Below are 25,568 nucleotides of genomic sequence, written 5' to 3' on the forward strand. Positions count from 1 at the left end.
CCCATCGACATTACAGGCCGAATATTGCCTCAATCTCACTGGAATGTATGCCAGTAAAAACTGGAGCAATAATGATGCGGTCCCCCAAAATGTAAGGGGTTGATCGCAGGGCGCTAAATGGATAGCTTGCGTCGGCCAACGTGAAGGCAAGCGCAGCGCCCCCGGCATTATGTTCCTGTGCGATTAAGAGGATTTTTATGACTGCAGTTGATGAATTAAAGGTGAAGTATCCAGGTGCGACTGTCTGGCAGATGGGTGACAGTCCAGCACTGGCCAGCGAGCTTGCAGACTTGATCAGAAGGGGGATAAAAACAGCCACCTGTGGCTCCCTGGCCTCTTATCAGCAAGAAGGCGCGAGCTCCACCATTGGCGGTTACATCATCATCCTGGATGGGCAAGAGCGACCTGCCTGCGTTGTCAGGCTGGTTTCAGCGCGTCTGGTGCGTTTTTGTGATGTCAGCGCTGAGTTTGCCCGCAAAGAAGGCGAAGGCGATCTTAGCCTTGCGTACTGGCGCAAAGAACATCAGCGCTTCTTTACGCAGGAAGGCTCTTTTTCGGAGGATATGGAGCTTGTTGCAGAAGAGTTTGAGGTTGTTCGTCTAACGTGAAACCGCTACAACAGTAGCGGTCACGCGTCTATCCTCATCACGATCCCCAGCGCGTCCGCAAATACCGTACCGCATCCTGCGCCTGGGGCTGATTCAGATTGTCCTCGCGGAACAAAATCGTGCCGTCGATGTTCGGCTCAGATTCATTCAAATCGAGCTGTTTTTTCAGCTCTGGCACGCCGCCTTTCACCGTCCAGTCGGGCTCTTTGCTCGAGGGTTCGCCCACTTTATAGAGCGCCACGCCAATATAGAGGCGCGTATGGGTCGGTTTCACCACGTCGGCCCACCACTTAGCCAGCACGTCATAGCGTGCGGCATCCCGGGCGAAAGGCCAGTAGAGCTGGGGGGCGATGTAATCCAGCAGGCCCTGCTGCACCCAGCGGCGGGTATCGGCGAAGGACTCGTCGTAAGCCGCCGCACCCCGGGTGTCGGACCCGGCCGGATCGTGGGAGCGGTTACGCCATACCCCAGCGGGGCTGACGCCAAACTCCACGTTCGGGTTTAGCTGTTTAATGGTTCGCGACACCTGGGTTATCAGCTGCTGGGTGTTGTTGCGCCGCCAGTCGGCTTTTGAGTCAAAGCCCTGACCGTACTGGCGATAGGTCTGGCTGTCGTTCAGCTTCGAGCCTGCGGACTCGGCATAGAAGTAGTCATCAAACTGCACGCCGTCGACCGGATAGCGCGACACCACTTCCGCCACGATGCTGGTGATCCAGTCCCGGACTTCCGGAATGCCGGGGTCGAGAACAAAGCGATCGCCTGCGGTGCGGATCCATTCCCGATGCAGGACATAGACGCTGGGCGGATTCAGCTTCAGGGTTCGGTTCAGCTCGGCGACCGTACCCGGGCGGATATTGGTCGAGACGCGGTAAGGGTTAAACCAGGCATGCACTTTCATCCCACGCTTGTGGGCTTCATCCAGCATAAACTGCAGCGGATCGTAACCGGGGTCTTCTCCTATATTGCCGGTCAGCATATCGGACCACGGCAATATTTTAGAGGGCCACAGAGCCGTGCCGTCCGGTTTCACCTGGAAAAAAACGGTGTTGATCCCGAGGCTTTTCAGGTTATCCAGCTTATCGGTCAGGGCCTTTTGCTGCATGGCGTTCCGCGCCGGTGCGCTGCGCCCATTCACTGACGCCTGAGGCGGCCAGTCGAGACGGGAGACGGTTGCCAGCCAGACGCCGCGCACCGGCTCGTGACGCGCGCTTTTATCGGGCAGGGGCTGTTTCGCGACCGGCGGTAGCGGCGTTACCAGAGATTTGGGGGGAGTTGAGCTACAACTGACCAGTATAAGCGCGGCGATGAGCGCGCCGGAGCGCTTAAGGTGAGTGGCAAGCTGAGAACGACGTGAACAGGCGATGATAAGCTCCAGTTATACGAATGTCGCCGGGTACGTTTATTGTCGTTCTATTCGGAGGGAAGTCAATGCTGTGACCCTGTTGTCTGTCCCCCTGGGTTTCAATTGTTCAGCGAAAAATGTGTTAGGGTTCAGTTGACTATAGCGTTCTTCTGTTGTCTGCAAGGTTGACCCATTTGTTACCAGGGGTATTATTTGTTCGTGTAAGTATTTTATTCTTGCTGCTTAGCAATGCGCCAAACAGCCGAACGATCACCTCCTACTCAGGTATTTCAACAGCAGATGCAGGCACAACACATTTTTCAGTTCTGGAAAGCGGTCGAGGCGCTTACGCCTCAGAAACTCGACAAAGATAACCCCGACGATCTGTTCCGGCCAGCCTATAAAGTTGCGCAAGGTGGCAATCTCCCCTGGCGCGATACCAGACACACCGATAAACCTCTTAAAGATGACAAAGTCTGGCTCTATACCGCGCAATGCGGTGTTTATGATGCCACGGCGCTTTCTCAGCAACTGGAAGAGAAGATTGGCGCGCATGATGATGTCGTTGAAGAGAGGGGACGAGTCAATAGTCGGCTTTTTGATATTAGCTTCAATGAGCAGGGCATACCGCTGTATCAGACATTTATGCTGTCGCTCTCCGCATGGGCTGCCGGTCAAATCCTGCACCATAAGGATGGCGTGGCGGCGCTTGAGAACAACGTTCCCGTAGATTTTTCCGACTTACCTCCGCCAGGTGACACTCTCCCTCTTGTTGATAGTGGGTTCGCCGGTTTCGATGCCTTAACCCTGCGTCTTATGCAATGGATAGCCGATGAAGCCGCGTTTTTAGAGGCTAACGGGAACAGCCCGGATATCGACTGGATCCAGAAGCTGGTGGCGCTGGTGGTTGATAAAACGCTTTTCCCGCACTCAACCCTGGAATCTGAGTTTGTCTGTCTTGTGAAATGTATCCAGGTTAAGGCACCGAAGCCCGCCGGGGAGCAGCCAACACCGGATAACAAAGATAAAGAAAAGAAGGTTGATCCCGTACAGGATGGTTTATTAAACAGTTTTTGTATCAGCGAGCTGCGTAACCTTGGTCACGCCTGGCAGCAAAACGATGCAGGACCGGGATTCGTTGAGTATATGCGTGCTGTCTCTGAACCTGACAGAGCGCGTATCGACCTACGTTCACCCGAGGGTTTACGGCTCGCCTTTCAGCGATTGCTTCCCACGCAACCCCCTGCGGGCGCCTGGCCTTCGCCTTATCCTCTGGCATTCAGCCAACAGTTAGCGGTTAACGAGATCTGGCGTCGCCACGCCGATCAATCCGGTATCTTTGCCGTGAATGGTCCTCCCGGGACGGGGAAAACGACCTTATTGCGGGATGTGGTTGCCGCGGTGGTGACGCAACGGGCCGGGAGTTTGATTCGCCATGAAGATGAGGTCTTCGCGGGCAAAAATATGCTCATTCTTGGGGACGACAGATACCCTTACTATCCTCTGCATCCTGCCATAAAGGGGTCTTCGATTGTCGTTGCCTCCGCAAATAACGGCGCGGTGGAAAATATCTCGCTTGAACTTCCCGGCGCAGACGCCGTGCCGGAAAGCGTGCATGGTGAAAGTGATTATTTTGCCGATCTGGTTTCTGAACTGATCGGTAAGCCGGGTTGGGGTTTGCTGGCGGCCAGACTGGGCAACAAAGGCAACAGGAACACTTTTATGAAGGTGTTCTGGTGGAGAAAACCGGAAGAAAATAAGGATACGCCGTTATTGCCTCCAGATACGTTCACGCCTCAGCGGGGGGAAGGGCTGGCTTACCATCTCAGACTGATAAAAGCCGGGAAAAGAAAACCCGCCATCTCCTGGGATAAGGCGAAATTGAATTTTACACAGGCGCAGGAGCGGGAAGAGGCAATACGTCAGCAACTGATCGACTACGCAACGTTGGATAAGCAGATCGATGAGATTCATCAGCGCATTCTGGAAAAGCGCGACGCCCGGACGCTGACGGCAGCCCATCTGACTCAGGCTCAGGAGACGCAGGCGAAGATCCAGGTTGAAAAAATCGAGCATCAGGCCCATTACGCTGAATGGAGCGGGCAGCTTGAGGCTGCCGGCAAGCGCCTGGAACAGCATGGTTCCCATAAGCCCACCTTCCTGGACTGGATCTCCACATGGGGACGCGCCCATCGTGAGTGGCGGGAGCGTTATCATCGTTTAACCCAGGAGAGCGATCACCTTCGTGCAAAGATGGGGGTATACCAGACAGAACGGGATGCCCTCGAACGCAAAGAGAAGGAGGCAGAGAAGAGCGTTAGGGACCAGACGCGGCAGTTGCAGGAGATTGATCGTGCTCTGAGCGAGATGCACCTGGAGCTCATCTCAACGCAAGCGCGGTCAGAAGAGGCAAAATCGGCACTGGGTGATGTCTGGCCCGATCCCCATGCCAGCGATGAGGTGCGAGAGAAGTCCGCGCCTTGGGCGGACGACGCGTGGCAAAAAGCCCGACAGGCGTTGTTCCTGGCCGCCCTGGATGTTCACAGGGCCTTTATTGAGCATCATCCGGAGCCGTTCATCAGCAATATCAATCTGGTGAGTAACTGGCTACAAGGCAAGAATTTGTCAGAGGAGCAGGCTGAGCTGGCGCTTAATTCCCTGACGCTTGTCGTTCCCGTCATTTCAACGACCTTTGCTTCCGTCCCGCGCATGTTTAAACGGATTGGCAGGGAAGCGATTGGCTGGTTGCTTATCGATGAAGCGGGGCAGGCGTTACCCCAGCAGGCCGCAGGCGCCATCTGGCGTGCAGCCCGAACGGTTGTCGTAGGGGATCCAAAACAGCTGGAACCGGTTAGCGGGATCGCTAAAGTCGTGGAAGGGGCGCTGGCGCAGCATTATGGCGTTTCAGCGTGCTGGTGGCCGGGGATGGTGTCGGCGCAAATCCTGGCCGATCACACGATGGATCTGGGCACGCTTTTGCCTGACCCCGATAATGGGCAGGTCTGGGTTGGCTGTCCGCTTCGCGTTCATCGCCGCTGTGACGATCCGATGTTCACCGTCAGTAATGCGGTTGCTTATGACGGTCTCATGGTTCATGGGAAAAAGGCGGTATCCTTGCCCTTGCCGGAAAGTTGCTGGATTGATGTCGAAGGCAAGGCATGTGAAGGTAACTGGATTGCAGAGGAAGGTGAAGCGGTCAGAACGTTGTTATCGGGCCTGCGGGATAGTCATGGCGTAAAGCCAGACAATATTTTCCTGGTTTCACCGTTCAAAGATTGTGCGCAGAAGTTATCCCAACTGGCGTCTGAACTAGGGTTTGACACTCAAAAGACCGGCACAGTGCATACCACCCAGGGTAAAGAGGCCAGCATTGTGATATTTGTCCTTGGGGGAAATGTTCAGCGGCCCGGCGCTAAATCATGGGCGGCCAGCCGGCCAAATCTGCTCAATGTTGCAGTCAGCCGGGCGAAACAACGCTTGTACGTCATCGGTAATCGTGCGGAGTGGCAGAAACAGCGCTACTTCTCCACGCTGGCGAACGGTTTACCCGCTGAGTAAACGGAAAGAGGGCACATTTTGTGCCCTCTGGTTACGTTTCGTGACACTGTCACCACTATGAAACAGAGTGGCGATACGCAGACTGGCGGACCTTCTCAACCGCCGCCTTACCGGCGATAAACGCATGGTCCGAATTGTAGTATTCCCACTCGCTGTAACGTCCGGCCAGCGTGATGCCGTGCAGCAACAGCCATTTTCTAATCATCTCAACATTCTCTTTACGCTGCTGGTCATAGATGACATAGGCGTAAGGGATGTCGATTTGATTGCTGGTGAGGATTTCATCGGTTTCCGAGATGATCCCAACCTCGATGCACTCCTGAATACATCTGTCGATCAGCGCCTGGCCGTCAGCGGGCAGTGGTTTGTCCGGGGAGTAGCTTATCTCACAGGTGAGGCCGCACGCACCCGGCGGACTGCAGAACGGGCTGGCGTTGCCCTGCACGAAAATACGGTGGAATACGGTTTTGCCAGCGTAGTAGATCCAGTGTTTATCCGTCAGGGTGTCGCGATTAACGCCCAGATTGACGCAGCGGACGGAGACATGGCGCAGGCCTTTTGCGGCTTTACGAATTTCTGGCGGTACTTCGTCACCCATCAGACGGATAAGCTCCGGCAGCACCAGCGTGCTGATCATCTGCTCATAGCGGTACTGTCTGCCGTCAGAGAGCACGACAATATGCTGATTGACGTAGATTTTGCTGACCTCGGCGCCGGTTTCAATGCGGCCCTTTATGTGCGGCACAAAGCCGGACATCAGCGCCTGAAAACCGCCTTTCAGGGGATAGCCGAAACGCGCGTTGGGTCCCATAGGCTTCGCCGTTTCGCCCAGCGCGCCTTCGATGATCTGGTCCAGATCGGGCAAGGGGACGCGTCCGCCCAGCCATGAGGTCTCCATCTCTGAGAGTGGCACCGTCCATAATTTTTTATTGTAGGGAATGGCAAAATGACGGGCGATCCCTTTGCCCCAGGTTTCATAGATGAAGTCTTCAAAACTGCCTTCCGGCGGTACGTTCTGGCCTGTGCTGGTGTAGTCCGGCACCGCGCCATCGGCACAGCAGTCATGATGATGGCGGCGATGCGTCTCGGCACTATTACCACAGGTCGAGGCCATGCTTTTCACCTCTGACCCGGTACCGTAACGCGCCTCGATGGCACCCAGAATACACTCTTTGATCACCGGCGCCGGCAAGCCGTAAAGCGATCCCTGGAAGGGATAGCGGGTATAGACGCCGTCGGTATAGACCCAGGCCTCGCGGATCTGCCAGTGAATATTGTCACCCAGTAAGATGTTGTATAACGCCAGCACCTCTTCATCGGCGGAAAACATAATGTGTCCCGCATAATCGAAGGTAAATCCCTTGTCCTGAACCGAGCGGCACAAGCCTCCCACCGTCTCATTACGCTCCAGTAAGGTTGCCCCTTCGCCAAAGTGATAGGCCGCGCTCAGGCCGGTTGGCCCGGCGCCCAGAATTAAGCATGGCTCTACTTCTGAACCCGTTCTGGCAGGGGGGATCAGGCGTAAAACTGCCTGAGGTGAGACATCTTCACCCCCGGCATCCGTTGTCGCTGTCTCCTGCGCCTGATGACGAGAGAGCGCCTCCCCAATCAGCTCATGCATTTTTTGCACGGTTGTGTCCCAGGAGGTACTGGCGACGATGTTTTGCATGATCTGCCGTTGCGAGGCGCGCTCGTCCTCAGACAATGCCAGCGCCTCTTCGCAAGCGGCGACAAAGGCGGCATGATCCCGGGCGACAGCCACAATGTGGCCATAGGGTTTTTCAACATCGGCGATGGCGGTACTCACCACAGGAAGCTGCGCGGCCATGTACTCCAGCACTTTCGTCGGACTGATAAAGCGAGTGGATTCATTCAGCGCAAACGGCATCAGGCAGACGTCCCACCCGGCAAGGAAATGGGGCAGAGCCTGATAAGGCTGCATGCCAGGGTAATGGATATTGCTTCGTTGCGGCAGAGTTGACGGATCTATCTTCACGACCGGACCAACCATCACGATTTGCCACTCCGGGTGCGCATCGGCAAGGGCGGCGATCAGCGACAAATCCATGCGTTCATCGATTACGCCGTAATAGCCCAGGCGCGGGTGTGGAATAGCATCCTGCAGAGGATGGTGATTTGCCCGATCCAGCGCCTGTTCAAAATGCACCGCATCCACGCTACTGGCAAAGCAGTGAATGTTCGGGTGGCGTCCTTTTCTTGCCGCATACAGGCTTGGCCCGCCGGTAAAGACAATATCCGCCCGCGTCAGCAGGGCTGACTCTCGTTGCAATAGCTGGCGGGGCGCTTTTTCAAAGGCGGCCAGTTCATCCATGCAGTCATACACCACGACGGCGGGGGTAAAGACCTTCAGCAGAGGGAGGGCCATCGGCGTGTAGAACCAGACGACCGGGGTCTCATCCTCTTCGCGTATCTCTGCCAGCAGTGTTTCCAGCCAGGCGATCTGTCCATCATGGAAACCCGGCTCTGTTGACGGCGTCTGCGGTTGGATGACCGTCACATTCGGCGCGGGTTGGGAAATCTTCAGCTCAGGTTTTCCAACGGAATGCAGCGGCTCTTCGATAAAGACGATCTGGTAGTGCTGAGCAAGCCGTGTCATCAGATGTTGCGGGCGCTGAAAAACAAAATCCCAGCGCAGGTGACTAAAAACATAGATTTTTTTCATGCCTGATACCTCTGTGCTGGTGCAGGTAGTGACGCCAGTTAGTTGGTGAAAGTGTTCCAGCCGGGTCTGGACATGTTTAAGAGCCCGGGCGTAAACGGCATTCAGCTCTCGCTCTTTGTCGGGCCTCACATCCCATAAGCCAGAGTGATGCCAGTTTGCGTTATTCTCCCAGTCGGGGCGGTCGATAATCGGGTAAAGGCAAATGCCTGCAAGCTCTACGCCTGCCAGCTGCGCCTGAGCCACCTCTGAGACGACATCGTTAATCCAGGCGCCGCGCCCGCTACCCACATGGCTGGTTTCGGCAAGCAGAATAGGGCGGCGATAACGTTCCCAGGTCTCCTGCAACATGTCGTGCAATCGCCGTCGCCGACCGTCACCCAGGTGCCACGGCAGGCGCTGGTTGTTGCCCATTATCCACTGATTGTCGTGGTAGTAATTGGCGCCTATCAGATCCAAATAGCGCGGATGGCCACCCAGCTCAAGCTCATGCCTGCCCGTCAGCATGTCCCACGCCTGAAACTGCGCGGTACGAAACGCTTCGGTTTGCTCAATATTTGCAGGGTCGTCATCCGGAGAAATCAGATGGATTAACGGGTCGCAATGTAAAATTCGCGCTCTGGGATCGGCCGTCAGGATGGCGTCGCAGGCGGCTATGGCGGCCCGAACGAGTTGTCGCTTGACCAGCATGCTTTCGCCCACGCCCGGCGGGGAGGTGGGAAACAATCCTTCCGCAATGCCCCAGGCGGTGAATGAGATTTCGTTGATGGGAGAGTAGACCGGCGGCTCCTCATACCAGGGGCGCAAAAACGCGGCCAGCGAGCCACACAGATGAGCGAAGCGAGAGACAAATTCCGGTGAGAAAAAATCGAGATTAGCGGGAAAGCCGTAATGACAGATCGTCCAGCAAATCTGGATACCGTTCTCTTTTGCCGACATCATTTTTTTTGCGACGGAGGTAAAGTCGTAACTGCCTGATTTATCAACAAGACGCCAGCCGACGCTCTCTCTTACCGTGTGCATGTTGAAGGGCATAAGCGCGCGGTAATCCTCGGCATACCGTACGTCATGCGCCGTTGCGTTATCCATTGAAAGGGGATGACCCGCCCGGGTGATAAAATCAGCGCCTTCGAATCCTGCCTGCCAGAATGACCTGAATATAGCCATATACATTGCTCCCTTATGGGCAGTTTTAAATATACACAGCCAGTATGTTTAAATTTATTGGCCTTTTTTAATTACCCATACCTATGGCGAAAAATACATCCGCGGAAAATTTCGAGTATTATTTTTCGTAAAACATTCAACCATAACCATCCTCTCCAAATAATTTCAAACCAGTAAAACAGGGCAACAGGAATACCCCGGAGTTCACCCGTTATATGTTGACGTCCTGGTCTTCAATGAGAAAAAATCACTGTCTTATTCATCAATGATAGCCTGACTTCCTGGCGCTACGCGGCGTTTTTCAGCATGTTCCGGCTTCGCCTGTTAAAAAGATGAATAAAATCATTGGTTGCTGGTGGTCCTTTTTTTATTGGATGCGTTTCGGTTAAACGATAATAATGCTTAACCGGGTCTTTAAATAACGATCCCCCGTTTCGTTAGTTTGCTGGACTGTCGTCTTCATGAGGTCTGTCTTTTTCTGGCACTTTTGTCTTAGAGGAAATTGCCTATTAATGATTGATTCAGATATTTAATTCCGAGGGCTTCTCGCTCTTGAGAATATAAAGCGTGGAGTATTAGTTTTCTCTCATACCAGGATATTGTGAACACCCTCCAATAGTTACAACATACAATATACCTTCATAATTCAACGTACCTAAACATCGTGCCCTGAACAGTCGCTCGACAGAAAAGTAGGGCCAGCTGCCCTTTTTTATCCCTTGTGGGGGATAAATTGAATTTAACCGCTATAGGGGTTATTCTTGTTTTATCCCCTATAGGGGATTTTTCTAACATATCCTCTATGAGGGGCAAGCATGAAAGTAACAACGGCAGGCGCACTGGCACAGGCAGTCAGAGATCAGCGTAAGGTCAATAAGTTAACGCAATCGGAGACCGCTGAACAGGTTGGCATTAAACAAACTACGGTATCGGATTTCGAGAACAAACCTGAATCCACCAAGCTGGAAACCCTGTTCAAAATTCTCGCGGCGCTGGATCTGGAACTCCATGTGGTGAAAAGAGGGTCGACGCTGCCCGATAACCCCAGCTGGACAAAGGAGTGGTAAAAAGCGCAGATCCTGTTCTGGATGCTGGCCGCAATTGATGGTCACGGTAAGAATTTCAGTCTGTTTATCGAAGCGGACTCGCCCGGAGGCTGATGAAAGAGATGGCCGACCGCACGGATGAAGTAATCGCCACCGTCAGAGCGGAATTACCGGCGGATTTTCCGGAACAGATAAGCGGGGCGATTTTCCGCGGTCTGGCAAGCCAGGCGGCGAGAATAAGCCGCTTCGATTAAATCGGTACAAAAATTGGTAGGGTAGTATACGCCATTTGTAATTGTTAATGATATTTATTTTCATTATCATTTTTCTTTACGTAAGCAACTGTAAAGAAAAATGACATGCATATTCCCTCTACCCTAATACAGCAAACCCTGTGCGCCGTCGCCATTTCCCTGGCAATGCACTCTGGCGCTGCACTAGCTAAAACCTTTACCGAGAAAGATTTCGTCGCCCAGTCACTTGGGCACGGCGTGTACGAGCTGGCTTACGATAAGGGCCAGCAGGCCCTTTATGCCGCGTCAGCACCTTCCTTTGATAAAGACAAAACGGACGGACTGGTCTTTAAGCTGGCGGCGCAGACGCTGCAAATTGAAGCGAAGATCCCCACGGAACGTCGCACATTTGCCGTCGCGCTGGACGAAGAAAATCATCGCCTTTATCTGGGTAATTCGCTGGAAGGGTCAGTCACGCTGCTCGATACCCGTACTGATAAAGCCATTAAAACAATTCAGCTGAGCGACACGTCAGATCCAGAAAATCGCGTGCACGTGCGTGAAGTGGTGCTGGATAAGAAGCATCAGCGTCTTTATGTCTCGGGGATAGGGCGTAAGGATAAAGGATTACTCTGGGTTGTGGATACCGAGAAGCAGGCACTGGCCCAAACCCTTGAAAAACTTGAGCCGGTCGGGTTTGCAGTAGATGAAGCGGGCGACAAGGTGTATGTCGTGTCGGGCGTTGGGGAACTGATCGCACTGGATGCTAAAACATCGAAGCTGCTCAGCCGCGTGAAGGTCGATCCTGCCGATCCGGAGCACTATTTCCTGAATATCGCGCTAAACAGTGCCAAAGGGGTGGGGTATATCGCCGACACCAACACCAAAGATGTGCTGGTTGTGCAGTTGGACACCGGCAAGCTGCTTCATCGTGTACCGACTCCTAATTCCGTTGGCGTGCTGTATAACCCGGCGCGTGAAGAGGTCTACGTCACCCATCGTAACGATAGCCAGATTAGCGTGATCGATGCAAACACTTATCACCTGAAACACACCATTAAAACCACGGCGATGCCAAACAGCCTGGTGCTGTCTGCCGATGCCAGCACGCTCTATGCCAGCGTCAAGCAGGATGAGAAAGCTCACAAAGCTGACTACGTGCTCAAGATTGATTTAACCCAGCTCTAAGGATCCTGTTGTGATAAAGCAGACACGCATGGCCGTGGCGGTTTCGCTCGCCCTGGCAAACCTTCCTGCGGCCGTTTTCGCCGCGGAATCCACCGCCATTAACGAAGATGAGCTGGTCGTGACCGCGACCGGCTTCAGCCAGGAACGTCGCGAGGCACCAGCAACCATCTCGGTGGTGAATGAAAAGGAGCTGAACACCCGCTCTAACCAGAACGTCACCGAAGCCCTGCGCGAGATGCCGGGTCTCCTGGTGGGTAACGGCCACGGCAGCCTGGCGACTGGCGATGTCCAGATGCGCGGGATGGACTCCACCTATACCTCCTACATGGTGAACGGCATTAAACAGGCTACCCGCGAATCCCGCCCGTACGGCCACCATATCGGTACCGAGGCCGCCTTTATGCCACCGCTGGCCGCCATCGAGCGCATCGAAGTGATCCGCGGGCCGATGTCATCCCTGTATGGCTCTGACGCCATCGGCGGTGTGGTCAACGTCATCACTAAAAAAGCGTACAACCTGGAGAAGTGGACCGGCGTTCTGGAGGATAACTACTTCCTGCAGGAGAAGAGCGAGTACGGCAACACCAACCAGACCAATGCCTTTGTGATGGGCCCGGTGATCCCCGGTAAACTGGGGGTGAGCGTGGCCGCGGATTATCTCGACCGTCGTGACGATGATAGCGTCAACGACGAGCGTTTTGTGAAGCATCAGTCCGGCAACCTGGACGCAACGATTGCCCTGTCGCCAACGGAGACCCAGCTCTGGGATCTGAACGCTACGAAAGGGAATCAGGAGAAAACGCATAACGATAAACAGTGGTACTGGGGCTTCGACCGCGACGCGGCTTCGCTGTCGCAGCACGCCTGGTATGGCGACATACTGGAGGTGAAAAACTTCGTCAGCTACGAGAAAGCGAAAACCGAGTACCGCGTGCCGGGAATGGCATCACAGTTTATTACCCAGAAAAACTACGAGGCGAACAGCGCCAACACCTTTACCCTCGGCGACCACAAGCTGACGCTGGGCATCAACTTTACCCGCAATGAGCTGGACGATGAGTTCGGCATTAAAGATAAAGAGGCGCCGGGCGTAACGCCGGTGAGCGAAATATCGCGCAACGGCTGGGCGGTATTCGCCGAAGATGCATGGATGATCGTCCCGGATTTCACCTTAACGACCTCGGCGCGTCTGGATCACGACAGCTACTTTGGTTATCACGTCACGCCTAAGATCTACGGCAACTGGACCCTTGATGAAAACTGGGCGCTGAAGGGCGGTGTGTCGGCGGGCTATAAAAAACCGGATCTGCGCCAGAATAATGCCGGCTTTACCAGCGTGTATGGGGCTTATCCTTATTCGGAAATAGGCATCGGTAATGACGATCTCAAACCGGAGGAGAGCGTCAACACCGAGCTTGGCGTCTACTGGCAGCAGGATGCGCTGGCGCTGGACGCGACCGTCTTCTACACCAAATTCAAGGACAAAATCAGCGACCGGGTCATTTGTACCGCGTCGGCCTCGCAGCAGTGTAGGTATAATGGTTACGTCGCTGACTCCGTCTTCCAGTATTTCAACGTCAGCGATGCCGAAATCTACGGCGTGGAGCTGAACGGCGACTGGCAGGTCACCTCATCGTTGAGAGCCAATGCCAACTATACCTGGACTCACAGCGAACAGCAGAGCGGCGAGTATAAAGGTTACGCCCTGAGTGACTTCCCGGAAAGCATGGCTAACGTCTCTCTGACATGGAATGCGCTAAACGACCTGGCGTTATGGAGCAAAGCGAGCTGGCGCAGCACCTCACCGGACATCGGCAATTCCAGCGAAACAGAAGCCTACGCGCTGGTCGATTTAGGCGCGCGTTACCATCTGAACAAAAACGTTACACTCATGACCGGCATCTATAACCTGTTTGACGCAAACCCGGTTTACCGCACCTCGTACAACCAGTCTTCGATGCTGGAAGGCCGCCGCTATAACTTCGGCGCCCGTATCGAATTCTGATCCTTACTGCCGGAGCCGTCGTGCTCCGGCTTCTGCAATTGTTATTCCTCGTTTTTCTGCCGCAGAAAGTGATTATCAAAGCCGCCGACATGTGATACTTAGATTGGGAGACAACAAACCAGGATAACGAAAGATGTCGCAGAACAAAATTGCCCACAAAGTACAAAACCTCCAGTCATCGGCGATCAGAGAACTATTAAAACACAGCAAGATGGAAGGGGTGATTTCACTCGGTGGGGGCATACCCAACCCCGAACTTTTCGATCGTGAAGGGCTGGAAATGGCAATGGAAAAGGTGCTCTCCAGCACCTGGAAGGAGGCTTTTCAGTACGGTCTGAGCGAAGGTAGCCCGGAACTGCGCGGCGAAATCTGTCAGCTGCTGAGCGGCAGGGGGATCCGCTGCGGTATCGACGAGGTTGTCGTCACATCCGGCTCCCAGCAGTCACTGGATATTCTGGCCCGTGCGCTGATCAACCCGGGCGACATTGTTGTCGTTGAACGTCCAACCTATCTCGCGGCCCTGCAGGTTCTGCAGTTAGCCGAGGCTAACCTGATGTCGGTGGGTACCGACGGCGAAGGGATGATCGTAGATGAGCTCGAAGCGCTGGTTAAGACCACGCCGATTAAAGCGGTCTACATCGTACCAACGTTTGGCAACCCAGGCGGCGTAACGCTGACAGAGCTGCGACGCAAGCAGTTGGTGGAATTAGCGCAGCGCTACGATTTTGTGATTATCGAAGACGATCCCTACGGCGAAATCAATTTTACCGACAACACCTTCACGCCATTAAAAGCCTGGGCGGCAGAGATGGGGTGCAGCGATAACGTGATTTACACCTCGACCTTTTCAAAAATCCTCGCGCCGGGGGCAAGGGTAGGCTGGTTAGTGCTGCCGGACTGGGTGAAGCGTCAGGTGGTGATCCTCAAGCAAGCCACCGATTTACACACCAGCACATTGTCGCAGTCGCTCACTTATCACTATCTCACCACGGGACGCCTGGCGGGACAAATCGCGCTGATCCGTGACGCCTATAAACACAAATGCGAGATCCTCTGCCAGGCGGTGGAGCGCGACCTGGGCGATCACCTGACGTTCCACAAACCGATGGGTGGCATGTTCCTGTGGGCGAAATTTAAATATGAGATGAACACTACCGAGTGGCTGAAAAAGACCCTCAACAACGGCGTGGTCTACGTGCCAGGGGAGTTCTTCTACTGTAACGAGCCGGATCACAACACGCTGCGCATGTCCTACGTCAGCGTCACGGATGAAAACCTGAAAGAGGCGGTCGCACGGTTGAAAGCCTCCTTATAAAGGGCGCTGAAATAAAACGGGTGGCGGAGGCCACCCGAATCATTGACTTAGCTGCGGATAAAATCGAGTAAGTCTTTGTTGATCGTATCAGGGTGCGTCGTGTGCATCCCGTGAGGATAGCCCGGATAAACTTTCAGCGTGCTGTTGCTGATAAGTTCATCCTGAAGCAGGCTGGCATTCTTATAAGGCACCACCTGATCGTCATCACCCTGCAAAATAAGCACCGGCACGGTGATCACTTTCAGATCGTCGGTCTGGTCCGTCTCTGAAAAGGCTTTAATGCCTTCATAGTGCGCTTTCGCGCTGCCAATCATCCCTTGCCGCCACCAGTTCTGAATAGTCCCCTGGGATATTTCAGCCCCCGCTCGGTTGAAGCCGTAGAAGGGGCCCGTCGCCACGTCGAGATAAAATTGCGCCCGGTTTGCGGCCAGCGCTTTACGGAATCCATCAAAAACCTCCAGGGGTGTACCGCCTGGATTTTCCGGCGTTTTCACCATTAATGGCGGTACGGCGCTGATTAATACCGCTTTCGCCACGCGACCCTGCGGTTGACCGTATTTCGCCACATAGCGTGCAACCTGTCCGCCGCCGGTGGAGTGACCAACATGGACAACGTTACGCAGATCCAGATGTTCCACAACGGCAGACACATCGGCGGCGTAGTGATCCATATCGTGTCCATCGCTGACCTGACTTGAGCGGCCATGACCACGACGGTCGGAGGCAATAACGCGGAAACCTTCAGCTAAAAAGAACAACATCTGGTTATCCCAGTCGTCAGCGCTTAATGGCCAGCCGTGGTGGAAGAAAATGGGCTGTGCATCTTTAGGACCCCAATCTTTATAGAAGATACTGACATCATCGTTGGTGGTAACAAATGACATGATAGACCTCTCGGGGAATAAAAGAACCTGAGTGAAGTGGGCTGCGTCCGCAGTTAAAGACGTACAGCCGCTAAGAAGTCTAGTTGAGAAGATTAACGATTGCTTCCTCCTAACGAAAGCGCATGCGTTCTGCGCAGTCGGCTGAGGCTAAACAACACTGAAGCGACAGACGCAGCGACAGCGACCCACAGGGCGAAGTGGACAGCCCGTTCATTCAACGTCTGGCCGGTTTCCGGCGATATCAAATTCAGAAGGATACCAACAACAGCGGCGCCCAGGCACTGCCCGAAAGTTCGAGCAATGGATAATACCCCGGATGCATAGCTTGCCTGTTCGCGGGCAACATTCGACAACATTTCCCGGTTGTTAGGACTCTGAAAACATCCAAATCCGATGCCGCAAACCAGGCTACGCAGGCCGATATCCCATACGGAAGGCGAGGCGGGCAGCATCGCCAGCAGGATCAACCCCACCACAAAGATGGCCAGCCCAACAGTGGAGATTAGCGGCGCAGAAACCGTGTCTGCCCAGCGGCCGGCATGGGGTGCGATGAGTACAATACCTATCGGCCAGGGCACGAACAACAGCGCGGATACAACAGGGCTGTAGCCATATACGCTCTGAAACAGGAAAGGCAACGCAACAAAGGTGATCCCCTGACTGACAAAAGAGGCCAGTGACGTTAATGCCGCGAGGGTGAAACGTCCGTTCTTGAATATGACGGGCGGCAGTATGGGTGCCCGGGCGCGGCGGATATGCCAGATAAACAGCATCGTGCTGAACAGGGCGAGGAGTCCCCAGCAGACCGCCGCCAGGTGAAGGCTGTTCGCCGCCATAATCATTGCCCCCAAAAGGGTCGCTGACAGTACCGCGCCAGGGAGATCAAACGCCGTTTTGCCGGACGTTGTTTTTCCGGGTAACGCCCTGAAAGCCAGCAACAGGGCTAAGGTTCCCGGAAGAATGTTAATGGCAAACAACCATTGCCAGCTCAGGGTATCCAGTATTGTACCGCCCAGCACCGGGCCAATGGCGGTGCTGGATGCAATAAGCAGGGCATGCAGACCCAGCACGCGGCCAAGCAGGCGTCCCGGAAAAACGCTGCGCAGGATCGCCGGAGCAATACTTAACGTCGCCGCACCGCCGATCCCCTGCAGGATACGCATTGCCACAAGCATTTCAGGGGTAGTTGCCACTGCGCAGCCCAGTGAAGTCAGCGTAAAGGTGGTGAGCCCCGCAAGAAATATGGGGCGAGTGCCAAAGATCGTCGCGAGCGAGGCGAAGATCATCAGCGTCATGGCCGCAGAGAGCAGGTAACCGTTAGCGAACCAGACCGCGTAGCTTGCAGGCACCCGCATCGCTTGCGCCATAGAGGGAAGGGCAATGTTGATCATGGTGCCATCAAATACCCCCATCAGGGTGGTCACCATTACGGCGATCATCACCCGGGCGCGCTCCGGGCCAGGCAGCCCGTCATCACCGGGTTGGTTTGAAAATAGCATCATCATCTGAACTCCTGAATATGGTTTTGATGACGAAACTATAAGCACGAGGTATATAAGGCGGAAGACGCATGGTTTACACTTAATCATTGCACCGAACGCCTTATCTGAGGTTTATCATGTCCGATCCCGATTTTAACCTGTTGGTCGCACTCGACATTCTGCTGGCAGAAGCGAGCGTGGCCGGTGCTGCACGGCGCTTAAACCTAAGTGCATCCGCCATGAGCCGCACGCTCAACAGGCTGCGTGAGGTGACGGGCGATCCGATTCTGGTGCGAGCCGGACGAAATATGGTGCTGACCCCCTGGGCTGAAGCCTCCCGGGATCGCGCCAGAAATGCGGTGCAGGAGGCGAGGGCAGTGTTACAGCCGTCAATGGAGACGCTCAGGCTGGAAAGTCTGGCGCGGATTTTTACCATCCGGGCCAACGATGGGTTTGTCGTCGCGTTTGGCCCGGCGCTGATTGCCGCTGTGGCTGAGGCAGCCCCGGACGTCTGTATCCGTTTCGCGCCCAAGCCGGAAAAAACGTCACGTTATCTGCGTGAGGGTCTGGTCGATCTGGAAATTGGCGTCCAGAGCAATATGGGCCCGGAAATTCGCCTGCAGCGGCTTTTTCAGGACCGTTTTGTCGGTGCCGTTCGTAAGACGCATCCGCTGGCATCGTTACCGGAAATCAGCGTAAAGGATTATGTCGCCTGGGGCCATGTGGTGGCCGCACCGAATGGTTCATTACATGGGTTTGTGGATGATGCACTGGCGGAGTCAGGTTTGTCGCGTAAGGTGGCAAGCGTGGTGCCTGGCTTTCCGACGGCGTTGTCCGTGGCGCTGGCATCGGATCTTATCGCCATGGTTCCGGCGTTGTATTTGCAAAACCCGCAGATGACGGAGCAACTGCATGTATTCGAACTGCCGTTTAAGACCCGTGCCATCACGGTGTCGCAGATGTGGCATCCGAGAATGGAAAGGGATCCCGGTCATCGATGGCTGAGAGAAAAAGTGCTTGAGGTGTGTCGGAGTGTACGGTGATGAATGAGAAGCTGAGGCGAGGGGATAAAGCTGGGCGCGTAATACGAGGCCCGGTACGTCTGCGTTGCTGCCATAGACCGTATTTAACATAATATACATTATGCGCACCAACGTAGTACCTGCAGTATTATAAAGAACTGAGCCGGACAACCCGTCAGTTGTTGAAAAACGCATGCGCCGTCGTGATGCTGCTCACCAGCTTACTCTGACCGAACGTCAGACGCTGTGTCTGATGGATTGATGGTTCTCCACATGACTGGTTTGAAGTTTGAAGGTCAAGCGCCGAAATACTGCTTGCTCGTCTTTATTGATGACGCGACTGGTCGCCTGATGCACCTCCGCTTTGGTGAGACTGAATCAGCCTTTGATTACATGATGGCCACCCGTGAGTATCTCGAGCAACACGGCAAGCCCCTTGCGTTCTCCAGCGACAAGAAAGCCCAAAATCCTGTCAGGAACGCGACAGCCCTTCACGTCACGCCTCAATGTTATCATGGGTCAAGCCTAGCCTCCTTTCAGACTCAGATAAGTTCCAATGAGTGATATTTCCATTTTGTCACTTCTGAAATATCAATAAAGTGTATTGCCCGGACAGAATGAGAGTCTTACTATTACATTTATTCCATTGCGTAACCAAATAAACTTGACTCGATCAGTGTTTATTAATTTAAACATTTCTGATCTATTTTAATTATTTTTCCGCGACAAGAATCTTTCGTGAATATTTTGTGGCGAAATGGAAATTTAACTCACTGAAGTTGTTGAAGAGAGAATTGTTATGAACACCAGAGGTCTCATTCTTATTATCATCGGCGCGATGTTTGAGTGCGCCTGGGCATTCGGTCTTAAGCATGCCCAAAGTCCATTTGAAATATTTCTGACCGTGGTTTGCGTGGTGGCCAGCTTCGGCATATTCATGCTGTCGTTCAAATATGTCAGGGCGAGTATCGCGTATGTAGTTTATACCGGTCTCGGTACCCTATTTGTGGTACTGGTAGAAATGACCGACACCCTGTTTCACGGAGGTCAGCCAGAAATCCTCCGTATCGTGTTCGTGGTCACCCTGATGTTGGGCGTTATTGGTGTTAAAGGAGCAAAATCATGATTTCCTGGCTCATTCTGTTTGTTGCCGCCTGCTTCGAGATTGCGGGTATTTCCACTCTGAATGGCTATGCCAATGCCGGAACCGCTCGCCGTAAGATCACGTTCCTTCTGGCTACCATTGTACTCTTTGCCATTGCGCTCAGCTCGCTGAGTATCTCCATGCGCGAGATTCCCCTTTCCGTGGCCTATGCCATCTTTACGGGGGTGGGTACCATCGGTGCCGTTGCGGTAGGCGTATTGATTAACGGAGATAAAATTCGTCTGCTCAAGGGGGCAAGTATCTTTCTTATTATCTTCAGTGCGATCATGCTGAAGCTGGTTTAATTCCATATTCTCTCTTTCAGACAGTATCCTGAATGAAAGAGAGAAACCTTTCTGACAGTTATTAATTTCCGGTAAAATAATTCACCATAAAATCCGTAAAGGCTTTAAGTCTGGGAAGCACATATTTATTCGTGGGCCAGACCAGATTGATTTCATAGATTTGTTCGACAATATTTTCCAGCACAATTTTCAGCTCACCTGATTCAATATATTTTTCCGTGAGCAGCCCCGGCATAAAAGCAATACCTTTGCCGTCAAGTGCCAGCCCAAGGCGAATGTCCGTACTGTTGCAGACGAGAGAAGGGATAACATTCTGCACTCCGGATGCTGAATTCAGAAGTGGCCAGGGCTCCGTGCGCCCACTTGAGGGATAGCGGTATTGAATACAGGTATGGGAATTGAGATCCTCCACGCAGGCAGGAATCCCGTGTCGCCTGAGGTAATCCGGTGATGCCACCAGATTCATGACACAGTTACCGAGCGAGCGGGCTGTCAGCCGGGAGTCTGACAACTGGCCGACGCGTATTACCGCATCGAATCCCTCCTCCACCACATCAACCAGTCTGTCGCTAAGATCTACCTCAAGAGTTACTGCCGGATATTGCGCCATAAAACGGCTGATCACCGGCAGGAAAAAGGACGGTATATAAGGCATACTCACTCGAAGCTTGCCTTTAGGCTCGCCTGATACAGACGAAAGCTCCTCCTTCGCTGCTGTCAGTTCATTAAGTATTACCCGGCTACGCTCAAGAAACATTTTACCTTCTTGCGTCAGGCTTAAACCACGCGTGTTACGGTTAAGCAGGCGCGTACCCAGCTCCTCTTCTGTTTTGCTGACGAGCTTACTTACAGCAGAGGGGGAAATATTCAGCTCGCGCGCCGCGGCCGCGAAGCTGCCCAGGTCAGCGATTTTCACGAACGCCTCAATACCGTCTACCAGGTTCATCATCTTCTCCTGTAAATAGGTGTAGCAGTTCTGCCATCTTACCCCGTACTGACATTCCATTTCGTCACGACTGAATTACCGAAACAGGCAATTGTCCAATACGCGACCCGGGACTAACCTTGAAGTTCTTTTCTCATGCTGTCTGTCCGGCCCTTTTCAGTCAGAGCGGAGCTCTTACGTGAAAGGCGAAACTAATAATATCGACGGACTGACGCATTATCAGGGGAACTAATGTCATCAGAAAAACTATCGCAAAGCATAAATGTACAGCCTGAGGATATCCGTACCGGCGTCACTGTACATGGAGCCAGGACGCATAACCTCCGGGACGTTTCCTTCACCTTTCCCCGTGATGCCATGGTGGTTTTTACCGGGATATCCGGATCGGGTAAATCCTCCCTGGCGTTCGACACACTCTACGCCGAGGCTCAGCGACGGTTTATGGAATCTGTTGCGCCGCATGCGCGGCGCCTGATTGAGCAGGCTTCGGCACCGGACGTGGACGGCATAGACGGGCTGCCGCCCGCCATAGCCCTGCAGCAGAGCCGGGCCGGCGCGCAGGAACGCTCAACGGTTGGCAGCCTGACGCGGATCTCCGTCACCCTCAGGCTGCTTTTTTCACGTGCTGGCATCCATCCCACCGACATCCCGTTCCTGCCGGCAGAAGCCTTCTCGCCCAATAATCCTCAGGGCGCCTGCCCTGCCTGTCAGGGCATGGGCATGGTGCATGAAGTGAAGGCCGACGCGCTTGTTCCTGACGGGTCGCTTAGCATCCGCGAAGGGGCGATAGCCTCCTGGCCCAACGGCTGGCAGGCAAAAAACCTGCGCTCAATTCTTGACTCGCTGGGCTACGACATCGATGCCCCGTGGAATACGCTGGCTGAAAAAGATCGGGAATGGATCCTCTTCACCGACGAACAGCCGTCAGTGCCGATTTTCATGGGGCTAAATGCGGAGCAGCGCCAGGAGGCACTCGCGGCAGGCACCGAGCCCGCCTATACCGGTACCTATACCAGTGCCAGAAAATATCTTCTGCAAAGCTATTCGGGCGGTAAGGAGTCAGTGAAAAAACGCCTCTCCCGCTTCATCACCGTGGCGCCGTGCAACGAATGCCACGGCAAACGGCTCAACCGCAATGCTCTGGCCTACACCTTTGCGGGCCATGACATTGCCGAAATGGGTGAGCTGACGATAACGCAGTTAAAGGGGTTGTTTTTACCCTTTGCCGAAGGCCGTTCGCCGCATATGCCTGGCGAAGCCGCGCTGCGGGAGGCCGTCATCAGGATGACGACCGATATCTGCGGCCGCCTCGACCAGCTCGAAAGGCTAGGCCTCGGCCACCTCTCTCTCGGTCGGCGGACTACCATGCTCTCTTCCGGCGAGCTGCAGCGTATCCGACTGGCCACGCAGCTTATCTCCCGCCTGTTTGGCGTGATCTACGTGCTCGACGAGCCGGCAGCCGGTCTGCATCCGGAAGATGTTCGCGCCCTCCTCCAGTCCCTGCGCCTGCTTCTGGAGGCTGGCAACTCGCTGGTTATTGTCGAACATAATCTGGACGTTATCGCCGAAGCCGACTGGCTCACGGAGGTGGGGCCCGGTCCCGGGCACTTGGGCGGTGAGATCGTTTATAACGGCGCGCCATCCGGTCTGGCACGGGTTTCCCGCTCACCTACCGCAGGCTACCTCTTCGACAAACACCGTCCGGGCCTGCGCAGGCGTGAACTTCCCGATCGCTGGCTGGAGCTTGAGCAAATCACCTGCAATAACATTCACGGGCTGGATGTCCGCATCCCTCTTGAACGGATGACCGCCATCACCGGCGTATCCGGATCGGGCAAGTCCACGCTTCTGGCCCGGGTGCTCCCGGCGCTGCTTCAGCGACTCGACAAAACCCCTGAGGATGAGGAGTCAGAGGAAGACAGCCTGGTTCCGGAGGTACAGGGTAAGATCACGGCTGGCGGGACTACTCTGAAACGTCTGGTCCGCATCGACCAGAAACCCATCGGGCGCACGCCGCGCTCTAACCTGGCGACCTATACCGGCTTCTTTGATACCGTGCGCAAGCTATTTGCCGATACCGACGAAGCGAAAAAGCGAAGTTTTGACGCCAGCCGCTTTTCCTTTAACCTGCCCGCCGGCCGCTGCCCCGCCTGCGACGGACAGGGACAGATCACTATCGAACTGATGTTTATGCCCCAGGCAAGCGCGCCCTGCTCCGCCTGCGGCGGACGGCGCTACAATGAGGATACACTCCAGGTCCGCTGGCATAACAGAACGATAGCAGACGTGCTGGATCTCACCGTCGATGAAGCCGTTGAGGTGTTCAGACATAATGACACCATCCAGCGCTCCCTGGCCGCGCTTGCCTCGCTCGGTCTCGGCTACCTGAAACTGGGGCAGCCCGCCACCGAACTATCCGGCGGCGAATGCCAGCGCATTAAGCTCGCCTGGGAATTGCAACGCGTACAGCGGGGTAAAACACTCTATCTGCTTGACGAGCCCTCCACGGGGCTGCATCCAGCGGACATGGACAAGCTGATGCGGGTCCTCGACAGTCTGGTTCAGCGCGGCGATACGGTGGTCATGGCGGAGCACGATATGCTCATTGCCGCAGAAGCCGACTGGGTTCTCGATCTCGGTCCCGGGTCGGGCGAAAACGGCGGACGTATCATTGCGGCCGGCACGCCGGAAGAGGTCAGCCGCAGTAAGAAAAGCCTCACCGCGCCCTGGCTTGCGGCCAGGCTAAAAAAAAGGAATGGCGATCCTGACGAGTAACGCCGGTCAGGTTTAGTGATGGTTTCGGAGGATACATGCAGTTTGATTTGTTTGCAGACGAAGGGCTACCCTCCATTCCGGGCTTGATTTATCAGGCCGACTTTCTCACGCCGGAAGAAGAGACAGGTTTGCTGGAGATTATCGCCACGCTGCCTCTCATGCCTGCACGGTATAAAGAGTATGAATCAAAGGTCCGTATTCTCAGCTTCGGCGGGCTTTACGATTTCAATACGCATACCGTCAAGCCCAGTCCGAGGCTTGATGCACGTCTGGTTCCGCTGCGAAACCGCGTCGCCGACTGGCTGAGGATTGAGCACGGGACGATTTCCCATCTGCTCGTCACCGAATACCTACCCGGCACGCAGCTGGGATGGCATCGCGACGTCCCGGTCTATGAAACATCACTTGTCCGGTCTCTGTGCACGCTGTATCTGATCACGGATCTTATCGACTGATGATTTAATGTCAGCAACTGCATCCGCATCCATTCCAAGGGTATCCACAATACAGCGCGTGATATTGCTGGCCTCAATTTTCAGTGTGTCCCCCTTCTCTGTCAGATGAATAAGCACTTCACGTTCATCCTTCGGATTGCGTGTCCGGGTGATCAACCCCGCACTCTCCAGCCGCTTAAGTAAAGGAGTCAGCGTGCTGGACTCAAGGAAGAGTATTCCACTCAGTTCCTTCACAGTGCGTCCATCCTGATTCCACAGAGTGATCATCACCAGGTACTGGGGATAGGTTAAACCCAGCTTATCGAGCATTGGGCGATAGAGCTGCGTAAACGCATGTCCCGCGGAATATAGCGAGAAGCAGAGCATGCCGTGCACATCCGGAAGTAAATCCCCGGTATTTATCTCTTTAGTCATATGTCCTCCAGTCCCTCTAAAATAATTTGTGTGCGATTTAATTGCAAGCGATTGACAACAACAAAAAGTAATGCCAGATTAATTCACACACAAACAAGTCGCGCACAAATCAATTGCGCAGCAACATACAATTCATAACAGGAGAACGATATGTCCACATTCACAACGACAGACGGGACTGCCATTTTCTATAAAGACTGGGGTTCAGGTCAGCCAATCCTCTTTGCTCACGGATGGCCGTTATCGTCTGACGCCTGGGATCAGCAGATGCTTTTCTTCAGCCAGAATGGCTTCAGGGTCATCGCTCATGACCGGCGCAGCCACGGGCGTTCGGACCAGACATTCCATGGCAACAATATGGATCAGTATGCTGACGATCTGGCCGAACTTATTGAAGCGCTGGATCTGAAAGACCTGATTTTAGTAGGTCATTCCACAGGGGGTGGCGAAGTTGCACATTATATCGGTCGTCATGGTACTTCCCGTGTAGCTAAAGTTGTTTTGGTTGGCGCAGTACCTCCTCAGATGCTCCGGACCGATGCTAATCCCGACGGCACTCCGCTGGAGGTATTTAATGCCATTCGCGAAGGAACGGCCAAAAACCGTGCTCAATTCTTCTTCGACCTGACCATTCCATTCTATGGCTTCAATCGCGACCATGTACCAACCAATGACGGGCTGCGGGAAAACTTTCGCAGGATCGGGTTGCAGGGAGGTATTAAAGGACAATATGACTGCATCCGTGAGTTCTCCGAGGTCGACTACACCCGCGATCTGCAGCAGATTGATCGCCCTACTCTGATTATTCATGGTGACGATGACCAGATTGTGCCCATTAAGGCATCAGCACACCGCGCCGCTGAGATCGTTGCGAACGCCACACTGAAGATATATGCCGGCGGCTCACATGGTCTGGCTGAAACAGAGGCCGACCGCTTTAATGCTGACGTCCTGGGCTTTATTCGCGGCTAACGAGGTGGCCTGTTCCATACAGGCCACA

Annotated in this window: 19 protein-coding genes and 1 pseudogene; 14 read left to right on the forward strand and 6 right to left on the reverse strand. The window is 54.2% G+C overall.

Annotated features, from left to right (window positions below; all coding sequences use genetic code 11):
- The first annotated feature begins 197 nt into the window (after window positions 1-197).
- Window positions 198-608: an ASCH domain-containing protein gene (locus tag C3406_RS10095; protein WP_103824395.1), complete on the forward strand. Its 411-nt coding sequence runs from the start codon at window positions 198-200 to the stop codon at window positions 606-608.
- Window positions 609-645: 37 nt separating this feature from the next.
- Here the strand turns inward: C3406_RS10095 and C3406_RS10100 are convergent, their stop codons facing one another.
- Window positions 646-1,983, reverse strand: coding sequence for a glycoside hydrolase family 10-like protein (locus C3406_RS10100; protein ID WP_103824396.1), 1,338 nt, complete (start codon window positions 1,981-1,983; stop codon window positions 646-648).
- Window positions 1,984-2,250: 267 nt separating this feature from the next.
- On the opposite strand from C3406_RS10100, the gene C3406_RS10105 reads away from it, so the two are divergent.
- On the forward strand, window positions 2,251-5,508 hold the full coding sequence (locus C3406_RS10105) for a DEAD/DEAH box helicase (protein WP_158250566.1): 3,258 nt from the start codon (window positions 2,251-2,253) through the stop codon (window positions 5,506-5,508).
- A gap of 55 nt (window positions 5,509-5,563) precedes the next feature.
- Here the strand turns inward: C3406_RS10105 and C3406_RS10110 are convergent, their stop codons facing one another.
- Entirely contained in the window at window positions 5,564-9,355 is a 3,792-nt protein-coding gene (locus C3406_RS10110; RefSeq protein WP_103824567.1) for an NAD(P)-binding protein, read from the reverse strand.
- 815 nt (window positions 9,356-10,170) lie between these two features.
- Here C3406_RS10110 and C3406_RS10115 point away from each other — a divergent pair.
- From C3406_RS10115 to C3406_RS10130, 5 genes are all read left to right on the forward strand, one after another.
- Entirely contained in the window at window positions 10,171-10,422 is a 252-nt protein-coding gene (locus tag C3406_RS10115; RefSeq protein WP_103824398.1) for a helix-turn-helix domain-containing protein, read from the forward strand.
- A 92-nt stretch (window positions 10,423-10,514) separates the two neighbouring features.
- On the forward strand, window positions 10,515-10,655 hold the full coding sequence (locus tag C3406_RS26005) for a type II toxin-antitoxin system HipA family toxin (protein WP_139157100.1): 141 nt from the start codon (window positions 10,515-10,517) through the stop codon (window positions 10,653-10,655).
- A 105-nt stretch (window positions 10,656-10,760) separates the two neighbouring features.
- Complete coding sequence (gene yncE, locus C3406_RS10120) at window positions 10,761-11,822, forward strand: 7-bladed beta-propeller protein YncE (protein ID WP_103824399.1); 1,062 nt, start codon at window positions 10,761-10,763, stop codon at window positions 11,820-11,822.
- Between the two features lie 10 nt (window positions 11,823-11,832).
- Entirely contained in the window at window positions 11,833-13,827 is a 1,995-nt protein-coding gene (locus C3406_RS10125; RefSeq protein ID WP_103824400.1) for a TonB-dependent receptor domain-containing protein, read from the forward strand.
- Window positions 13,828-13,960: 133 nt separating this feature from the next.
- Window positions 13,961-15,142 carry an aminotransferase-like domain-containing protein gene (locus C3406_RS10130; protein ID WP_103824401.1) on the forward strand — a complete coding sequence of 394 codons (1,182 nt, stop codon included), beginning with the start codon at window positions 13,961-13,963 and terminating at the stop codon, window positions 15,140-15,142.
- 47 nt (window positions 15,143-15,189) lie between these two features.
- Here C3406_RS10130 and C3406_RS10135 read toward each other — a convergent pair whose 3' ends face one another.
- Together C3406_RS10135 and C3406_RS10140 are read right to left on the reverse strand one after the other, a co-directional pair.
- The gene (locus C3406_RS10135) at window positions 15,190-16,026 is read right to left on the reverse strand and encodes an alpha/beta fold hydrolase (protein WP_103824402.1); all 837 of its coding nucleotides are present in this window, start codon (window positions 16,024-16,026) and stop codon (window positions 15,190-15,192) included.
- Window positions 16,027-16,118: 92 nt separating this feature from the next.
- The gene (locus C3406_RS10140; RefSeq protein WP_103824568.1) at window positions 16,119-17,528 is read right to left on the reverse strand and encodes an MFS transporter; all 1,410 of its coding nucleotides are present in this window, start codon (window positions 17,526-17,528) and stop codon (window positions 16,119-16,121) included.
- Window positions 17,529-17,644: 116 nt separating this feature from the next.
- Between C3406_RS10140 and C3406_RS10145 the strand changes: the two genes are divergently transcribed.
- From C3406_RS10145 to C3406_RS10160, 4 genes and pseudogenes are all read left to right on the forward strand, one after another.
- Window positions 17,645-18,550 (forward strand): LysR family transcriptional regulator, encoded by a 906-nt coding sequence (locus C3406_RS10145; protein WP_103824403.1) that lies wholly within the window; start codon window positions 17,645-17,647, stop codon window positions 18,548-18,550.
- Between the two features lie 236 nt (window positions 18,551-18,786).
- Window positions 18,787-18,985: pseudogene (locus tag C3406_RS10150) on the forward strand (ISNCY family transposase); the annotation flags it as partial.
- A gap of 343 nt (window positions 18,986-19,328) precedes the next feature.
- Entirely contained in the window at window positions 19,329-19,655 is a 327-nt protein-coding gene (locus C3406_RS10155; RefSeq protein ID WP_103824404.1) for a DMT family transporter, read from the forward strand.
- Complete coding sequence (locus tag C3406_RS10160) at window positions 19,652-19,978, forward strand: DMT family transporter (protein WP_103824405.1); 327 nt, start codon at window positions 19,652-19,654, stop codon at window positions 19,976-19,978. The genes C3406_RS10155 and C3406_RS10160 overlap by 4 nt, the downstream gene beginning before the upstream one ends.
- A gap of 61 nt (window positions 19,979-20,039) precedes the next feature.
- On the opposite strand, the gene C3406_RS10165 is transcribed toward C3406_RS10160, so the two are convergent.
- Entirely contained in the window at window positions 20,040-20,927 is an 888-nt protein-coding gene (locus tag C3406_RS10165) for a LysR family transcriptional regulator (RefSeq protein ID WP_233210553.1), read from the reverse strand.
- A 354-nt stretch (window positions 20,928-21,281) separates the two neighbouring features.
- Here C3406_RS10165 and C3406_RS10170 point away from each other — a divergent pair, with 354 nt between their 5' ends.
- Together C3406_RS10170 and C3406_RS10175 are read left to right on the forward strand one after the other, a co-directional pair.
- Window positions 21,282-23,699, forward strand: coding sequence for an excinuclease ABC subunit UvrA (locus C3406_RS10170; RefSeq protein WP_103824407.1), 2,418 nt, complete (start codon window positions 21,282-21,284; stop codon window positions 23,697-23,699).
- A 35-nt stretch (window positions 23,700-23,734) separates the two neighbouring features.
- Window positions 23,735-24,154 (forward strand): 2OG-Fe(II) oxygenase family protein, encoded by a 420-nt coding sequence (locus C3406_RS10175; protein ID WP_233210554.1) that lies wholly within the window; start codon window positions 23,735-23,737, stop codon window positions 24,152-24,154.
- On the opposite strand, the gene C3406_RS10180 is transcribed toward C3406_RS10175, so the two are convergent.
- The gene (locus tag C3406_RS10180; RefSeq protein WP_103824408.1) at window positions 24,101-24,568 is read right to left on the reverse strand and encodes a MarR family winged helix-turn-helix transcriptional regulator; all 468 of its coding nucleotides are present in this window, start codon (window positions 24,566-24,568) and stop codon (window positions 24,101-24,103) included. The genes C3406_RS10175 and C3406_RS10180 overlap by 54 nt on opposite strands.
- Window positions 24,569-24,718: 150 nt before the next feature.
- Between C3406_RS10180 and C3406_RS10185 the strand changes: the two genes are divergently transcribed.
- Window positions 24,719-25,540, forward strand: a complete 822-nt coding sequence (locus tag C3406_RS10185; protein WP_103824409.1) for an alpha/beta fold hydrolase — start codon at window positions 24,719-24,721, stop codon at window positions 25,538-25,540.
- The last annotated feature ends 28 nt before the right edge of the window (window positions 25,541-25,568 follow it).

It is taken from the genome of Leclercia sp. LSNIH8 (genome assembly GCF_002920195.1).
GTDB lineage: Bacteria > Pseudomonadota > Gammaproteobacteria > Enterobacterales > Enterobacteriaceae > Enterobacter.

Coding starts and splice junctions, on each gene's coding strand:
- C3406_RS10095 (WP_103824395.1), top strand. CDS start 198: ATGACTGCAGTTGATGAATTAAAGGTGAAGTATCCAGGTGCGACTGTC.
- C3406_RS10105 (WP_158250566.1), top strand. CDS start 2,251: ATGCAGGCACAACACATTTTTCAGTTCTGGAAAGCGGTCGAGGCGCTT.
- C3406_RS10110 (WP_103824567.1), bottom strand. CDS start 9,355: ATGGCTATATTCAGGTCATTCTGGCAGGCAGGATTCGAAGGCGCTGAT.
- C3406_RS10115 (WP_103824398.1), top strand. CDS start 10,171: ATGAAAGTAACAACGGCAGGCGCACTGGCACAGGCAGTCAGAGATCAG.
- C3406_RS26005 (WP_139157100.1), top strand. CDS start 10,515: ATGAAAGAGATGGCCGACCGCACGGATGAAGTAATCGCCACCGTCAGA.
- yncE (WP_103824399.1), top strand. CDS start 10,761: ATGCATATTCCCTCTACCCTAATACAGCAAACCCTGTGCGCCGTCGCC.
- C3406_RS10130 (WP_103824401.1), top strand. CDS start 13,961: ATGTCGCAGAACAAAATTGCCCACAAAGTACAAAACCTCCAGTCATCG.
- C3406_RS10135 (WP_103824402.1), bottom strand. CDS start 16,026: ATGTCATTTGTTACCACCAACGATGATGTCAGTATCTTCTATAAAGAT.
- C3406_RS10140 (WP_103824568.1), bottom strand. CDS start 17,528: ATGATGCTATTTTCAAACCAACCCGGTGATGACGGGCTGCCTGGCCCG.
- C3406_RS10145 (WP_103824403.1), top strand. CDS start 17,645: ATGTCCGATCCCGATTTTAACCTGTTGGTCGCACTCGACATTCTGCTG.
- C3406_RS10155 (WP_103824404.1), top strand. CDS start 19,329: ATGAACACCAGAGGTCTCATTCTTATTATCATCGGCGCGATGTTTGAG.
- C3406_RS10160 (WP_103824405.1), top strand. CDS start 19,652: ATGATTTCCTGGCTCATTCTGTTTGTTGCCGCCTGCTTCGAGATTGCG.
- C3406_RS10165 (WP_233210553.1), bottom strand. CDS start 20,927: ATGATGAACCTGGTAGACGGTATTGAGGCGTTCGTGAAAATCGCTGAC.
- C3406_RS10170 (WP_103824407.1), top strand. CDS start 21,282: ATGGTGGTTTTTACCGGGATATCCGGATCGGGTAAATCCTCCCTGGCG.
- C3406_RS10175 (WP_233210554.1), top strand. CDS start 23,735: ATGCAGTTTGATTTGTTTGCAGACGAAGGGCTACCCTCCATTCCGGGC.
- C3406_RS10180 (WP_103824408.1), bottom strand. CDS start 24,568: ATGACTAAAGAGATAAATACCGGGGATTTACTTCCGGATGTGCACGGC.
- C3406_RS10185 (WP_103824409.1), top strand. CDS start 24,719: ATGTCCACATTCACAACGACAGACGGGACTGCCATTTTCTATAAAGAC.